Source organism: Streptomyces sp. NPDC007929 (assembly GCF_042959065.1).
Lineage (GTDB): Bacteria > Actinomycetota > Actinomycetes > Streptomycetales > Streptomycetaceae > Streptomyces.
In genome coordinates this window covers 521,706-536,416 of record NZ_JBIBKD010000005.1, presented here as the reverse complement: position 1 = coordinate 536,416, position 14,711 = coordinate 521,706, and the positions used below count along the sequence as shown (strand labels likewise).

The window sequence follows — 14,711 nt, the reverse complement described above, 5'->3', positions numbered from 1 at the left end:
TACGCGGGGTACCGGCCGGCGCGCCGCAGCAACTCCTCATGGCTGCCCTGTTCGACCACCCGCCCGGCGTCCAGGAAGCTCGATGGCGTGCCGAATGCAGCCGGGCTTGCCGAGATCACCGCCATGCCTCACCACATGCAGCCGCCCGCCCTGGGCGCCACTGTCGTCGGTGAGGTGATCTGGCGGACCACAACCGCCAGGGCAAATCCGCCTCAATGAATGGCAGGTACCCAGATGATCACCTCCTGGTCGCCGCAGCTCCGCACCACTGCCGCACCAGAACGAGCGGGTAAGTGAGTTGAGACAGCGAGTGGGGCGAGTCCAAGGTTGTGCGGGTGCCGGGTCGCCGGGTCGCCGGGGCCGCCGAACCGTGGGTCGTAGGCGTACAGGCGCTCGGTCTCCCGCGGCTGGCCAGGCTGTCGGGCGGCGATCGCTTGGTACACCTGCCGTCCGTATGCGACCCGGGCCACGAAGGGTGCAACGGGTCGCCTGCCGCTGCCGAGGTCAGGCTGAGCGCGTCAGCTCGCCGGCGAGTCGCCAGGTGCGGCGGCGGTCTTCTTCACGGGCGATGTCGGTGTAGGCGACGGTGATCTCGGTGGCGCCGGCTTCCATGTAGCGGCGCAGTCCGGCTGCGACGGTCGCCTCGTCGCCGATCAGTGCCAGGTCGGCGGCGCCGTGTGCACCCTCCATGTCGCGGACGCGGCGGTAGGACGGGATCGAGTCGTAGAACGCCAGATGGGCGGTGGCCGCGGCCCTGGCCTGATCGATGTCGTCGGTCACGATGACGGGGACCGAGGCGATCACTCGTGGAGCGGGGCGGCCGGCACGCGTGGCTGCTTCGGTTATCCGGGGAACGATGTGTTCCTCCAGGGTCCGGGGTCCGGCCAGGAAGGGCATCGTTCCGTCTGCCAACTCGCCTGCCACGCGCAGGGCCTGGGCCCCCATGGCGCCCACGATGAGCGGGACCTCCGGTTCGGCGCCGAGCACCTTGGTGGGTCCGACCGGGCGCGATGTCAGGGTGCTGCCCTCGTAGGGGGTGACTTCACCGGCGAGCAGTGGCCGCAGGGCGCTGAGGTACTCGCGCAGGTGAGCGATCGGCGGCGGGTAGGGCAGGCCGTAGGCGTGTGTGAGCAGGTCCTGCGCGCCGAGGCCGATGCCGAGTTGGAAGCGGCCGTGAGTGGCCGCCTGGGCTGTCTTGGCCGCGGATGCGAGGATCTGCGGGTGCCGTGGATGCATGGGTACGACGGCGGTGCCCACGGAGATGCGGGGGACCTCGCGGCCCACGACGGCCGCCAGCACGATGGCATCATGCGTGGCCGGCTGGTTGAACCAGACGGCGTCGATCCCCAGTTGTTCGGCTTCCCGGCCCAGTTCGGCGGCGCGGTCAGCGACGTTCTTGAGGTTCTCTGTCGGCGCGAACTGGGGCATGGCTACTCCGACGCGCATGTGTTCTCCCTCGTCTTGGTGAGCGATGCGCTCGTCATCATCGGTGTGCAGGTGCAGGTGCTGGTGAGGTGATGAAGCGGCGGGCCCGCAACCGTGCGGACTCGGCGGTCCGGCTGACGACCGTGCGCGGTGCCGGGAGTTCGTCGGGGTGGAGGCACGGTCGCGCAGGTGGCGTCTTCGCGGCGGTCAGGCCGTGGTGGCGGAGGTGCGGAAGTTAAGGCCCTGGTCGAGGTCTTCGAGGAGGCCGGGGTGGGTCGGGTGCCAGTCCGGCAGTTCGCGGGTCAGGGTTTTCGACCTCGGCTCGGTCGCCACCCGCCCGGGCGCGAGGCCGAGGAGGTGGGAGGCGATGACGAGGGGCGGCCGGTACCGGCGAGCGCGTCGCCGAAGGTGTCGACGGCGCGGCGGTCGGCCTCGACAGTGCCTTGGAGTTTGCCGGCGAAGGCCATGTCGTCCTTGAAGGCGAGATGGATCACCCCGTCCGGAGGGGCGGCGGTGCCGCCCAGGACGTCGAGATCGTCGACGTGCCGCGGACCGCTTCCGCCCCGGCGTCGGCGGTGGCGTCGGAGCGGACGAGCCCGAGGACCTGGTGCCCTGCGCCGTTGCGGTCGGGCACGACGGCGGAGCCGATCCAGCCGGACACACCGGTCACGAAGATGCGCATGGGGAGGCCCCCGACCCATTGATGTCAGTCACTGTCATCGGACCCTAACACCTGATGTCAGTCACTGTCATCACGTAGGATCCGGGCATGGGCAGATGGGAGCCGAACGCATGCGGTCGCCTGGCGCAAGCGGCGTTGGAGCTGTTCAGTGAGCGCGGCTACGAACAGACCACGGTGGCGGAGATCGCCAAGCGGGCAGGCCTCACCGAGCGGACCTACTTCCGGCACTACGCCGACAAGTGCGAGGTGATGTTCGGCAAATCCGGGGCGCTGCAAGAGCAGTTCGTGACCGCGGTGGCCGAGGCACCGCAGTCCATGGCGCCGATCGACGCCGTAGCGGCGGGACTTGAGGCGGTCGCCCAGTCGTTCGCCGACCCCCGCGAGTACCGGCAGCGCCAGGCGGTCATCGCGGCGAACGCGGAACTCCAAGAGCGTGAACTGACCAAGTACGCCTCGATGTCGGCCGCGATCGCCGATGCCCTGCGCCGACGCGGCGTCGCCGAGCCGTCCGCGACCCTGGCCGCCGAGGCGGGGATCGCGGTCTTCAAGGTCGGCTTCCAGCTCTGGCTCTCGGCCTCCGAGGAACGCGAGATGCTCCAGGTGATGCGGGAATCGCTCGACGAGCTCAAGGCCGTGACCGCGCGGCGTGCATAGACCGTGACCGCGCGGCGTGCATAGAAGAGAGAGCCGCCCCCTGTCTCGCCGACCAGACCACAGAACCCGCCGACGCCTGCACCAACGGTGAACACGCCCGGACTTTGTGAAAGCCGGGCGGGTTCACTGATGGGGGATCGCCAACAGCAGTGATACCCGGCTTCCGAGGGCCCAGGGACAGACCGATCCGCTGCTCTGCAAAACAGCGGGTTCCGCTTGTGATCTCCTCCAAGGCGCACCTCGGTGACGTGTGAGCGCTTCTCATGGGGCAGCAGGCCATCTGCGTACCACTTCTGGATTACCTCAGCAAGATCGAAAGTAGGACGCCGTCGGCCTCCCACAGCGGCCAATATCGCTGCATCTGATCGGTGAGACCCGATCATCCCCGCCTTGAGAGGAACGCATGATGCAGACGCAACTCGTACACCACATAACCCTCGCCGCCACCAGCGAAGAAGTGGCCGGCGCGGCGGTAACGCTTGCGTTGATTCTCTGTGGCTTTGCCGCCATCGTGCTGTTCATCAGCGCACTGGTCAGCATCCTCAGGTCCCGCCTTACCGGGGGGATGAAGCTGGTCTGGATCGCTTTCGCCTTCGCGGCCCCCTTCCTCGGCTCCCTGTGCTGGTTCGTCATCGGCCGCAAGGACGCCCGGCGTCGGCCAGGCGTCGTCTGACACAGAACCTTCGATCAGCTGTAAGCAATGCGGACACCGGCCGGGCCGGCGCCGATGTCGGCGTCGGCCTCACGCGCTGGGTCGCCCGCTGGGGCAGGGAGTACGGCGGTGACCTGCCAGCCTCGGTCGGGGCGTGGACCGGTGCGCAGTTCGCCGCCGAGCGCGGTGACGCGTTCGGTGAGGCCGACCAGGCCGAAGCCGCCGCCGCGGGCCGCGGCCGGCAGCGCCGTGCCGCCCTTGCCGTTGTCGAGCACGGTCACCTCCAGGCGCTGGCCGTCGTGGGCGAGGTGGACGGCGACTTCCGTGGCGTCGGCGGCGTGGCGGCGGATGTTGGTGAGGGCCTCCTGTACGACGCGGTAGGCGGCGACCTGGACGTCGTAGGGAAGGTCGTCGGGAACCGACTCGTCGCGGTGGAACACCGCGTGCGGGCCTATCGGGCCGCCGAAGCCCTCGACGAGTTCCGGCAGGGACGCGAGAGTGCCGACGCGGCGATCGTTGGCCGCCTTTCCCTCGGCCGTCTCCTCCAGGCTGTCCCGCAGGAACCCGACGGTGCGGCGCATGGAGGCGAGCGCTTCCGTGGCGCCGTGCACGACGCCCTCCAGGAGCGTCTCCAGTTGCTCCGGATCGCTGGTCCGGATCATCTGTGCCATGCGGGCCTGCATCAGGATGCCGGTGACGTGGTGGGCCACGAAGTCGTGCAGGTCCGCCGCCATCGCCAGACGCTCGGCGCGCTGGGTCGCGGCGACGGCGGCACGGCGGCGTTTGGCCAGGGCACGCAGATAGCCACCGAGTGCCGCCATGCCGACGCCTGCGAAGATGCCGGTGGGACCGCCTCCGAGGACGAGCGCGACGCCGACGAGGAGGGAGCACCCGACCACCCACCGGGGACGGCAGTCGCGGACCGCGATCAGCTGCAGACCCGCCAGGGCACCGGGCACCGCGAAGGACAGATCGTCTCCCTGCACGACATCGGTCATCCGCAGGACCGAGATGATCAAGGCGAGGCCGGCGGGCACGGCGGTGCGCAGTTCGGCGGTGAACCAGGCCGGCCGCTTGGCGACCGGCCACGCGAGGCCGACCAGGCAGAACGGCAGCACGAGCAGGTCCCACCACAGGCTGACGTGGTAGTGCCAGACCTGTTCCTGCTCCCAGTAGGCCGCGAACACCAGCATGGCGACCACGGTGGCTCTCAGGACGCCGCGCCCGCGGATGGGGCGGGCGGCGAGATCATCGGCAGGGGGCTGCGTCATCACACGTCACCTCGGTGCACGGTGGGCAGGTCCGCCGGAGCGGTGGCGGCCGGCCCCGGACCCGGCCGTCGGCCGGACGGCGCGCATTATGCCCGACCGTGTCCGAGGGGTGACGGCCTGGATCACCATGTGGCGATCGTGCGGATATCCATGCAGGTCAGGCAGCATCCGGGGTTTTCGCCCACGGCTCCGCCGCACGTGGGACGGGTTCACAGGGCGAGCACCACGCCGATGACGGCCAGCAGCGCGCAGATGCCGAGATTCAGCACCCGGTGGGACAGGAAGACGGCCACGAATTCGCGGATCGTCGCGCTGGGCCAGAAGTAGCGGGCCGTCGGAGAGCCGATGACCTGTGCCATGACCTTCTCCTTGCGCGCGATCTGCGCGGCGCGCATGACATGGAAGTTGTTGGTCACCACCAGGGCCCGGTAGTCCGCTTTGCGGTCCTGCATGAGCGCCTTGCTGAACCGCAGGTTCTCCTGCGTGGTCCGGGACTGGTCCTCGACCAGGATCCGGTCGGCCGGTACGCCGGCCGCGATGAGGTAGTCGGCCATGGCCCGAGCCTCGGGGAGGTCCTCGTCCGGCCCCTGGCCGCCGGACGTCAGCAGCATCGGATCCCGGCCCTTGGCCCGTTCGGCGTCGAAGGCGGTACGTCCCCGCTCCAGCCGTCCGGCCAGCAGCGGCGGGACCCGCGAACCTCCGACCAGCCCGGAACCGAGGACGACGACGAAGTCGACGGCGTGGCGACCCCGGTGCCCGATCCTGCCGTAGACGAAGGAGTAGAGCAGGAAGATCGTGAAGAGCAACGAGACATAGCCGAGGACGCCCGTCACCGGGGCCATCGCCAACTCCAGCGGCTTCCAGCCGGTGTCGGCGGCCAGCACTTGTAGCCCGAGGAACAGGATGATGCCGACGCCTGCCGCCAGCGACAGCAGGTTCGCCAGGCTCCTGCCCTCACGGCGCAGCATCGTCACCCCGTTGACGATCAGGAAGACGGCGAGCACGAGCATCATCGGGGGCAGGAGGAGGAAGGGGACGGCGGACAGGACCCCGGCCGCCCTCACCGACACCTGCAGCACTTCCCCCACCAGCCCCACGAACAGGAAGAGGAGCGCGAAGAACAGGTAGACGCCGTTGCGTATGAGTCTTCGGTCGTACGCGAAGCTGCAGGCGAAGATCAGAAAGAAGACGCCTGCGGGAGTGAACAGAACCAGGTGCACCACTGTGCCGGCCCCTTGTACGTCATTGATCGTGCCGGAGGTCTCCGGCCGAAGGAGGGAGGAAAGGGAGAGGGGAAGGAAGAGGTGAGGAGGAGAGATGTGCCGTGGCAGCCAGGAGACACCGGCCGCGCCTGGCCGTTGCGGGTCAGGCTTCGCCCGCCTGGTGGACGAGGATGGCGATCTGGGTGCGGTTCTCCAGGTCCAGCTTGGTGATGATCCGGCTGATGTGGACCTTCACGGTGGCCTCGCTCATGTGGAGCGTGCGGGCGATCTCCGCGTTGGCGGCGCCGGTGGCCACGGCGGCGGCGACCTCGCGTTCCCGGCCGGTGAGCCGGGACAGTTTCCTCCGGGCTTCAGAGGCTTTGCTGCCCGCTCCGGTGGCGAACCGGGTCAGCAGCCGTTTGGTGACGGCCGGGGCGAGGATCGCCTCGCCCTTGGCCACGATCTCGACGGCCCGGGCGATCTCGTGCGGCGGGGCGTCCTTGAGGAGGAACCCGGCGGCGCCGGCCTGCAGGGCCAGGTACACGTACTCCTCGAGGTCGAAGGTGGTCAGCACCAGCACCTCGGGGGGAGAGGTCAACGCGCGCACCCGGCGGGTGACTTCCAGGCCGTCCACGACGGGCATGCGGATGTCGGTCAGCAGCACGTCCGGCCGGTGCGCCTGCACCAGCTCCACCGCGCGGGTGCCGTCCGCGTCCTCCGCGACGACCTCCGCGGTCCCGGTGCTCTGCAGGATCATCCGCAGTCCGGCACGCACCAGCGGCTCGTCGTCCAGCAGTACGACTCGGATCATGACGGATACCTCGGCAGGCTCGCGGTGACCAGAAAGCCTCCCCCGGGCCGGGGGCCGGCCGTCATCCTGCCACCCGCCAGCGCCACCCGCTCACGCAGCCCCAACAGTCCGAAACCGGTTTCCGCCGCAGCCGCCGACGGACACGCCGCGGGTGAGCTGCGTACCGAGAGGGTCACCTGCTCGTCCGACACCCCGAGGGTCACGTCCACCTCGGCGCCGGGCGCGTGCCTCTCTGCGTTGGCCAGGGACTCCTCCACCAGCCGGTACAGGGCGCGCTCGGTCGTGCCGGGAAGCTCGGGGAGTTCGCCGGGCAGGCCGACGCGTATCCGGCGGCCGGAGCGGGACGCGTCCTCGACCAGTCGGTGCACCCCCTGAACGGTCGGCAACGGGTGCAGCGGCACGCCCTCGTCCCCCTTGCCGAGCACGCCGACGAGCTTGCGCAGCTCCTTCAGCGCCGTCGCTCCGGCGGTCCGTATCGCGGCCGCGGCCTCTCCTGCGGCGGCGTCTCGGGAGGTCGTCTCCAGCGCGCCGGCCAACAGGGTCATCTGACTGATCCGGTGGGCCACCACGTCGTTCAACTCCCGTGCGATACGGGCACGTTCCTCGCAGACCGCCCGCGCGGCCAGCAGCCTGCGCTCGCGCTCGGCCTGCTCGGCTCGCTCGCGCAGCGAGGCGAGGAGCTGCGAGCGTTGCCGCAGCCACAGTCCGAGCACCACCGGGGCACCGACCGCGGTGACCGCGACGCCCGCCATGACCGGCAGGCCGAGCCCCAAGGGCCAGGTGCTCCACGGCGCGGCCACCACCACGCCGCTGACGGCGGCGGTCACCCAGGTCACGGCGGAGGGCCCGTACCGCCTCGCCACCGTCCAGCAGGCCACGGGCACCGCGCACAGGGTGCCCACGAGCACCCAGCCCAGGAGCCCGGCCGACACCGCGGTGAGGGGCAGGCGGCGGCGCAGGACGATCGCACACGCCACGGCGAGCGGCACCACGGTCCGTCCGCCGGACAGCAGCCCGAACCCCGAGCCGCGGGCCATCGCCACGCCGAGGGCCCCCACGAGCACCCCCAGTGCCCCGTCCCCGAGACACCCCAGGAGGGGGTCCCCGCCCCACCAGGGGCGGAGACTCCGGTCGCCGCGGCTCGGCGCCACCGCGGCGCCCCCGGGCTGTCCGGCGGACGGCATCACACGTCCCGCCGCACCAGCGCCGTACCCGCACCGACGACGACCAGCGCGGCCAGCGCCGTCAGGGGCAGCGGCGACTGCCACTTGAAGGCGTCCACCAGCGACGCGGCGGAGAAGAACGGCGCCATCCACCACTCCTTCAGCCACCTCGACAGGAGGCCCTCCACCACGATCGGCACGGCGAGCATCACGATCATGGCCACGGTCGCGTTGCGGGTCAGCGCCGCGAGGCCGAGCCCGACGAGGAAGCTCAGCACCCCGTAGACGACCACCGCGGCCAGCACCTGCCCGATGCGCGCCCAGTCGTCCGGCGCGCCACCCCGCAGCACCTGGGCCAGCAGCGTCACCAGCACCAGCAGGACGCCGGTGACGGCGGCGAGGAGAGCGGAGACCACGGCCTTCGACGCCATCACCACCGGGCGGGACCTCAGCGTCAGGACCGTGGTCGTGATGGTCCGGTAGCGGTACTCGTGACCGAACGCACCCACCACGATCGCCATCGGGAACAGCAGGACCAGGGGCAGCGTCGTGTTGAACGAGGCGAGGAAACGCCAGAGCCGAGTCTGGTCGCTGTGGCCGGCCGCCACGTAGGCCACGAGGAACTGCACGGCCGCAGCGGCGGCCAGGAGTATCCAGGTGGAGCGGATGGTCCGCATCCGGATCAGTTCGTAACGAAGCGCGTTGAGCATGAGGATTCTCTCTTCCAGGTCCGTGACGGTCAGTTGCTGCCCTGCGGCGCGTGCGCCTTGTACGCGGCCACGTCGGAGGTGGCCTGGAAGAACGCCTCTTCCAAGTCGGCGCGTACCGCGGAGAGTTCGAGCAGGGTCACGCCGGCGCTCCTGGCGGCGGCGGCCACGTCGTCGGTGGCGGCGTTCACGACGGTGATCCGGCCGTCCTGCCCCTGCGACGCCTCGAACCCGGCCGCCCACAGCGCCCGCAGCAACTCCTCGGGCCGGTCGGCGCGGGTGATCACCTCCTTGCGGGAGTGACGGGCGATGAAGTCGTCGGCCGACTCGGCGGCGATCAGCCTGCCCCCGCCCAGGACGATCAGGGAGTCGGCGAGCACCGCCATCTCGTTGAGCAGGTGCGAGGACACCAGTACCGCCCGGCCCTCCGCGGCGAAGACCTTCAGCAGGTCACGCAGCCAACGGATGCCCTCGGGGTCCAGCCCGTTCGCGGGCTCGTCCAGCATGATCGCCGCGGGGTCGCCGAGCAGGGCGGCGGCCAGCCCGAGCCGCTGCCGCATGCCGAGCGAGAACCCTCCGGCCCGCCGGTCCGCGGCGGATCCCAGGCCGACCATCTCCAGCACCTCGTCCACCCGCCGCCGCGGCAGACCCGCTCCCGCGGCGATCATCCGCAGATGCGCCCGCGCCGTCCGCCCGGGGTGCACGGCGCCCGCGTCCAGCAGCACACCGACCGTCTGTGTCGGGTGGTCCAGCTCCGCATACGTACGGCCGTCGAACGTGGTGCGGCCCTCTCCCTGGTCGAGGCCCAGCATCAGCCGCATCGTGGTCGACTTGCCCGCCCCGTTCGGCCCCAGGAACCCGGTCACCACACCCGGTTCCACCGTGAACGACACGTCGTCGACGGCTGTCACCTGCCCGTACCGCCTGGTCAACCCCTGCGCGACGATCATCCTGATCTGTCCCCTCACGAATCCCGGCACCCCCTCGGCACCGGCAGGGCACCAGACTCGTCACAGCGGGATGGTCAACCGTCCGCCATCCGGCCAAAGCCGTGTACACCAAACGATGTACGTCCTCAGCAGCCAGCCGCCGCACGGCAGCCACGAAGTCGATCCGTGGCTCACCGACGTGGCTTCAGAGGGGCACCCGGCGATACCGACAACCACCGTCAGCCACGCAGCGGCTGCGGCAGCTTCAGGTCAGCGGACAGACGGTCGACGGGCCCACGGAGAACCCCCGGCGGGACAGGGGGGGTGTCCTCGCCGGGGGCGGTTCTGGGTGGGGCGGTGCGTCAGGAGAACGCGGGGACGGCGGCGGGCCGGGCCTTGTTGATGTTGCTGACGAGGTTGCTGGTCAGCGGGAAGTTGGCCAGGCCCCACTTGGAGTTCCAGAGGGCGTCGCGCGGCGTCTTGGCCATGTTCTCCATGGTGACCAGGGCGGGCGTGTCCCACTTGCCGGTGCCCCAGGCCACCGGCCTCTCGCCCCACTTGGCGAAGCGGAAGGCGTGCGTACTGGGTCCGTCCTTGTGGTAGACGATCTTGACGTGGTTGCCGTCCATCGGCACCTCGTTGATCGGGTGGGTGCTGTAGCCGCCGTGCCGTGAGGCGGCGAGATAGCGGGGCCGCTCCTCGCCCTGCTTCTGGAAGACCACGACGGACTCCCAGTCGTGGCGGTGCCCGCACTCGGTGATGCCCGTGGGGTCGCACTGGTCCTTCTCGAAGTACAGCCCGTAGACGTACGCGCACCAGCCGTGCTGGCACTTGGACTGCGCGTAGGTGTTGGCCTTGCCGAGGTGGTTGCTGCGGCACATGCCGGTGAGCGAGCCGGACACGGCGAGGCCGCCGTTGAGCCTTCCGCTCGCGTCGACGGCCGCCGCCGGGAAGCAGCTGTCGGAGTCGTAGTCGAACTGCGGCATGTACTTGTTCTGGAAGGTGCTGGCGTTCCACCCCAGCGGGTTCAGGACAGCGGCGTGGGCACTGCCCGCCAGTCCGGCGGTCAGCGCGGTGACGCTGCCGAGGACGACGGCCGCCTGAGCGAGACGGGATCTTCTGGGGAGCTTGGACGGCTGGGCCATGCGGGCCTCCAGTTGCTCGGTTGCCGGCACCCCTCGGCACCGGCGGGGCACCAGACTCGTCACAGCGGGCTGGCCAACCGTCCGCCATCCGGCCAAAGCCGTGTACACCAAAGGATGTACGTCTGTGCCTGTCGGGCCGACGCAGGATGTCAGGCGGCGAGGGAGGGCGGGTGGTCAGGGCCCTGCCGGGGGTCTCAGGTGCGGGTCCACTTCTGGTTGGCCCCTCCGGTGCAGGCCCACAGGATCAGCTTGGTGCCGTTGGCGGTCGCCGCGTTCGAGGCGTCCAGGCAGAGGCCCGAGGCGTTGTTGGTGATGGTGCCGCCCGAGTTGACGGTCCACTTCTGGTTGGTGCCGTTCGTGCAGTCCCAGATGATGACCTTGGTGCCGTTGGTGGTGCCGCCGCCTTCGGCGTCGAGGCACTTGTTGCCGTAGACGACGAGTTCCCCGCGCGAGGTCTCGGTGAAGGTCTCGTTGCGACCGCCGGAGCAGTCCCAGAGCTGCGCCTGGGTGCCGTTGACGTAGGTGTTCTTGTCGATGTCCACACAGCGGCCGGACGCGGTACCGACCAGGGCTGCACCGTCCGTGCCGGGGATGCTCTGGACGCGGAGGGCGTCGATGTCGGGTGCGGTGCTGCCGGACACCGCGGCGAAGCTCACGGTGTTGCTGCCCTTGGCCAGGCTCGCCAGCACGGACACGGTGCGGTAGGTGGTGGCAGAGCCGGTCGGCGGGAACGCCACGATGTACTTGTACTGGCCGCCCACCTGAAGGGTGGCCTTGCGGGTGGTGGTGCCGCCGTTGGCGTACGTGATGTCGACCAGCTTGGTGCCCGCCGCGCCGGCGGTGACGCCGCTGAACGTCGGGGTGGTGGCGGTGGTGGCGTCCTCGTACGTGGTGCCGGTGGCCTCCGTGCCGGAGACCGTCAGGAGCACCGCCTCGTTCGCCGGGACGGAGGTGGTGTAGCCGGTGGCGGACGATCCGGCGTCGGTACGGGTCCAGGCGGTGCGCACGGTGGCGGAGGCGCTGGTCAGGCCGAGGTCGGACCAGCGGACGGTGATGTTCGCGGCGGAGCCGGTGCGGTTCAGCAGCATCACCGCGCGCTTGCCGGTGCCGGAGAGCACCTTGCCGTACACCTGGAGGTTCCGGGTGTCCTCGGCGACCTTGACGCCCTGCAGTCCGCGCGGGTCCTGGTCGATGGCGAGGACCTCGGGGTTGGTGAGGATGTCGCGGGTCTCGGTGGTCATCGTGGCCACGTTGTTGCCGGCCAGCAGCGGGGCGCCGGCCATCGACCACAGGCTCATGTGCAGCCGGTTGCGGGCGGCGGTCATGCCGTTCAGGCCGACCATCAGCATGTCCGGGTCGTTGTAGTACCCGGTGTGCTGGGCCGAGGGCTGCAGGGCCTGGTCGAAGTTGCGGTACATCTTGGTCAGCCCCGGCGTCTCCTTGTAGAAGAGGACGTCGTCGCTGGTGCGCCACAGGTCGCCGTGGCCGGTCGCCCAGTTCCAGGGCAGGCCGGAACCCCACTCGCAGAAGGAGAGCACCAGCTTGCGGCCGGTGACCGCGGAGGCGGCCTCGTTCGCGGCGGAGATCGCCTTGTACGTGGTCTCCTGGTTCAGGCCCTCCACCCGGCCGCCGCAGAAGTCGAGTTTGACGTAGTCGAAGCCCCAGCGCTGGAAGGTCTCCAGGTCCTGCTGGTAGTGGCCCTCCATACCGGTGTTGGGAGCCGCGGGCCGGGTGGTGGGGTAGTAGTAGCCGCAGCCCTGCTTGCCCGCGTCGGTGTAGATGCCGGCCTTCAGGCCCTTGCTGTGGATGTAGTCGGCGATGGCCTTCATGCCGCCGGGCCACAGGCTCTCGTCCACGACGATGTTGCCGTCGGCGTCGCGCCGGCCCTGCCACCAGCCGTCGTCGAGGTTGACGTACTTGTAGCCGGCCGCCGCCATGCCGGAGGAGACCAGGGCGTCGGCCTGCTGCTTGATGACGTTGGAGTCGATGCTGCTGAAGAAGGTGTTCCAGGACGCCCAGCCCATCGGCGGCGGCGTGACGCCGATCTGACTGGTGCTCACGGCGGCCGGTTCGGCGGCCAGGGGAACGGACGCCTCTTGCCGGTCGAGGCTCGCCAGACCGGCGACCGCGAGTCCGGCGGCGATCACCTGGGCGGTGACCCGTCTGACCCACGTTCGGGCAGGGGTGTGCGACATGCGGCTCTCCAGAGGGGAGTCAGGATCCGGGAAGGGCATGCCTCCCCGGCATCCACCGTCGTCCGATATACCGACCGTGGCTCGGTGGGTCGAGCAGAAAGTAGAACTGGGACGAGGGATCGTCAATGATTCTGTCGAAACGCGTTGGATTTTGTGTGATCGTCGACAGCTGGCTTCCCTCCTCCCGCTGAAAGGTCGTGATGATGTCCTCCCACCCTGTGCCTGCTCCGCCCGTGGGCGGTCTCGAGGAACTGACCGTGGACGACGAAGTGGGGCTGATCCTGGAGGCGGGCGAGCGCTGGTGGGGCGGCGCCGCGGAGGACGGCCTGCTGATGCCTTTCGGCGAGCAGCCGTTCGTACGTGATCTCGGCGCAGCCCTACGGCATGAGTCCGGTGACGGGGCGCCGTCGAATCAGAGCAGCCCCCTGCTGGTATCGACGCGCGGGCGCGTGATCTGGTCGGACCGGCCCTTCACCTTCGCTTTCGAAGGCGGCGAGGGCGGTTTGCTGCGGGTGACGGGACGACAGGTCCGCGTCGGGCAGGCCGGCGCCACCCTGCGGGAGGCGTTCCAGTGGGCCGCGCGCCGCTTCTTCCCCCCGTCGGGACGGGCACCCGCGCGGGAGCTGTTCACCGGGCCGCAGTACAACACCTGGATCGAGTTCCCCCACACGCCCACGCAGGAGGCGGTCCTGGGGTTCGCCGCCGATCTCCTCGCCGCCGGGATGCCGCCAGGTGTCCTGATGATCGACGACTGCTGGTCGCCCGGCTACGGCACCTGGCGGTTCGACGGTGCCCGCTTCCCCGACCCGGCGGCGATGATCCAGCAACTGCACGACTGGGGCTTCTCGGTCATGCTGTGGGTCGTCCCGTTCGTCAGCCCGGACTCCGCCGCCTTCCGGGAACTCGAAGGCAAGGGGCTGCTGATCCGCGACCGGAACGGCGACACCGCGATCCGCCGGTGGTGGAACGGGTTCAGCGCCCTCCTCGACCTCACCGACCCCGCCGCCATCGCCTGGCTGACGGGCCACCTCGACACCCTCATGGCCGAGACCGGCGTCGACGGCTTCAAGTTCGACGCCGGTGACATACGGGACTACCGCGCCGACGACCTCACGGCCACGCCGGCCGAACCCGTCGACCTGTGCGAGGCGTGGGCTCGGGTGGGAGTGCGCTACCCGTTCAACGAGTACCGGGCGTGCTGGCGGATGGGCGGTCAGCCGCTCGGGCAGCGGCTGCAGGACAAGCCGCCCCGGTGGGGCACGGCCGGGATCGAGTCGCTCATCCCCGAGATGCTCGCCCAGGGCATGATCGGCTACCCCTTCACCTGCCCCGACATGATCGGCGGCGGTGAGATCGTGGCGATGGGCGAGCAGGGGGCGACGGACCAGGAGTTCTTCGTCCGGTACGCCCAGATCGCGGCACTGAGTCCGATGATGCAGTTCTCCGTCAGGCCCTCCCGCGTTCTGGACGACGTCCATCTCGCCGCGGTGCACGCGGCGCTGGCGATCCGCGCGTCCCTCCTGCCGCTCATCCTCGATCTCGTGGAGGAGGCCGCCCGGACCGGTGAGCCGATCGTGCGCCCGATGGCCTACCACGCGAGCGGACTGGAGCACGTCACCGATCAGTTTTTCCTCGGCCCGGACCTCATCGTGGCACCGGTGACCACGCAGGGCGCGACCGAGCGGAAAGTCGCCCTCCCGGCAGGTCGCTGGCGCGGCGACGACGGCACCGACGTCGAGGGCCCCACAGCCGTGACGGTGCGCTGCGACCTCACACGCATCCCGCGTTTCGAGCGTCTCACCGACGCATGACGGACCGCCGCTGGGCGCGCACCCGGTCACCGAGCCCGGCGGCGACCTCCCGCTGCCGCCCAGC

Annotated in this window: 12 protein-coding genes and 1 pseudogene; 3 read left to right on the top strand and 10 right to left on the bottom strand. The window is 70.2% G+C overall.

Going from position 1 to position 14,711, the window contains the following annotated elements:
• Positions 1 to 504 precede the first annotated feature (504 nt).
• Positions 505 to 1,446, bottom strand: coding sequence for a TIGR03564 family F420-dependent LLM class oxidoreductase (locus ACFZDE_RS19850; RefSeq protein WP_391201113.1), 942 nt, complete (start codon positions 1,444 to 1,446; stop codon positions 505 to 507).
• A gap of 282 nt (positions 1,447 to 1,728) precedes the next feature.
• Positions 1,729 to 2,107, bottom strand: a pseudogene (locus ACFZDE_RS19845) (NAD-dependent epimerase/dehydratase family protein); the annotation flags it as partial.
• An 87-nt stretch (positions 2,108 to 2,194) separates the two neighbouring features.
• Here ACFZDE_RS19845 and ACFZDE_RS19840 point away from each other — a divergent pair.
• Both ACFZDE_RS19840 and ACFZDE_RS19835 read left to right on the top strand, forming a co-directional pair.
• Positions 2,195 to 2,761, top strand: coding sequence for a TetR family transcriptional regulator (locus tag ACFZDE_RS19840; RefSeq protein WP_391201111.1), 567 nt, complete (start codon positions 2,195 to 2,197; stop codon positions 2,759 to 2,761).
• Positions 2,762 to 3,164: 403 nt separating this feature from the next.
• Entirely contained in the window at positions 3,165 to 3,434 is a 270-nt protein-coding gene (locus ACFZDE_RS19835) for a PLDc N-terminal domain-containing protein (RefSeq protein WP_391201108.1), read from the top strand.
• Positions 3,435 to 3,448: 14 nt separating this feature from the next.
• On the opposite strand, the gene ACFZDE_RS19830 is transcribed toward ACFZDE_RS19835, so the two are convergent.
• The 8 genes from ACFZDE_RS19830 to ACFZDE_RS19795 form a co-directional block, all read right to left on the bottom strand.
• Positions 3,449 to 4,684 (bottom strand): histidine kinase, encoded by a 1,236-nt coding sequence (locus ACFZDE_RS19830; protein WP_391201106.1) that lies wholly within the window; start codon positions 4,682 to 4,684, stop codon positions 3,449 to 3,451.
• 209 nt (positions 4,685 to 4,893) lie between these two features.
• Positions 4,894 to 5,904 carry an ElyC/SanA/YdcF family protein gene (locus tag ACFZDE_RS19825; protein ID WP_391201104.1) on the bottom strand — a complete coding sequence of 337 codons (1,011 nt, stop codon included), beginning with the start codon at positions 5,902 to 5,904 and terminating at the stop codon, positions 4,894 to 4,896.
• A gap of 145 nt (positions 5,905 to 6,049) precedes the next feature.
• On the bottom strand, positions 6,050 to 6,697 hold the full coding sequence (locus tag ACFZDE_RS19820) for a response regulator (RefSeq protein ID WP_391201102.1): 648 nt from the start codon (positions 6,695 to 6,697) through the stop codon (positions 6,050 to 6,052).
• Entirely contained in the window at positions 6,694 to 7,881 is a 1,188-nt protein-coding gene (locus ACFZDE_RS19815) for a histidine kinase (protein WP_391201100.1), read from the bottom strand. The genes ACFZDE_RS19820 and ACFZDE_RS19815 overlap by 4 nt, the downstream gene beginning before the upstream one ends.
• Positions 7,881 to 8,570 carry an ABC transporter permease gene (locus tag ACFZDE_RS19810; RefSeq protein WP_391201098.1) on the bottom strand — a complete coding sequence of 230 codons (690 nt, stop codon included), beginning with the start codon at positions 8,568 to 8,570 and terminating at the stop codon, positions 7,881 to 7,883. The genes ACFZDE_RS19815 and ACFZDE_RS19810 overlap by 1 nt, the downstream gene beginning before the upstream one ends.
• Positions 8,571 to 8,599: 29 nt before the next feature.
• Positions 8,600 to 9,535: an ATP-binding cassette domain-containing protein gene (locus ACFZDE_RS19805; RefSeq protein ID WP_391201096.1), complete on the bottom strand. Its 936-nt coding sequence runs from the start codon at positions 9,533 to 9,535 to the stop codon at positions 8,600 to 8,602.
• Positions 9,536 to 9,858: 323 nt separating this feature from the next.
• Positions 9,859 to 10,641, bottom strand: coding sequence for an NPP1 family protein (locus ACFZDE_RS19800; protein ID WP_391201094.1), 783 nt, complete (start codon positions 10,639 to 10,641; stop codon positions 9,859 to 9,861).
• Between the two features lie 194 nt (positions 10,642 to 10,835).
• Positions 10,836 to 12,836 carry an RICIN domain-containing protein gene (locus tag ACFZDE_RS19795; protein WP_391201092.1) on the bottom strand — a complete coding sequence of 667 codons (2,001 nt, stop codon included), beginning with the start codon at positions 12,834 to 12,836 and terminating at the stop codon, positions 10,836 to 10,838.
• Positions 12,837 to 13,093: 257 nt separating this feature from the next.
• Between ACFZDE_RS19795 and ACFZDE_RS19790 the strand changes: the two genes are divergently transcribed.
• Positions 13,094 to 14,647, top strand: a complete 1,554-nt coding sequence (locus ACFZDE_RS19790; protein WP_391201091.1) for a TIM-barrel domain-containing protein — start codon at positions 13,094 to 13,096, stop codon at positions 14,645 to 14,647.
• Positions 14,648 to 14,711 lie beyond the last annotated feature (64 nt).

What these genes read in the sequence shown, in the direction of transcription:
- ACFZDE_RS19815 (WP_391201100.1), bottom strand. Translation starts at nt 7,881, where the DNA reads ATGCCGTCCGCCGGACAGCCCGGGGGCGCCGCGGTGGCGCCGAGCCGC.
- ACFZDE_RS19840 (WP_391201111.1), top strand. Translation starts at nt 2,195, where the DNA reads ATGGGCAGATGGGAGCCGAACGCATGCGGTCGCCTGGCGCAAGCGGCG.
- ACFZDE_RS19795 (WP_391201092.1), bottom strand. Translation starts at nt 12,836, where the DNA reads ATGTCGCACACCCCTGCCCGAACGTGGGTCAGACGGGTCACCGCCCAG.
- ACFZDE_RS19830 (WP_391201106.1), bottom strand. Translation starts at nt 4,684, where the DNA reads ATGACGCAGCCCCCTGCCGATGATCTCGCCGCCCGCCCCATCCGCGGG.
- ACFZDE_RS19850 (WP_391201113.1), bottom strand. Translation starts at nt 1,446, where the DNA reads ATGCGCGTCGGAGTAGCCATGCCCCAGTTCGCGCCGACAGAGAACCTC.
- ACFZDE_RS19800 (WP_391201094.1), bottom strand. Translation starts at nt 10,641, where the DNA reads ATGGCCCAGCCGTCCAAGCTCCCCAGAAGATCCCGTCTCGCTCAGGCG.
- ACFZDE_RS19810 (WP_391201098.1), bottom strand. Translation starts at nt 8,570, where the DNA reads ATGCTCAACGCGCTTCGTTACGAACTGATCCGGATGCGGACCATCCGC.
- ACFZDE_RS19835 (WP_391201108.1), top strand. Translation starts at nt 3,165, where the DNA reads ATGATGCAGACGCAACTCGTACACCACATAACCCTCGCCGCCACCAGC.
- ACFZDE_RS19820 (WP_391201102.1), bottom strand. Translation starts at nt 6,697, where the DNA reads ATGATCCGAGTCGTACTGCTGGACGACGAGCCGCTGGTGCGTGCCGGA.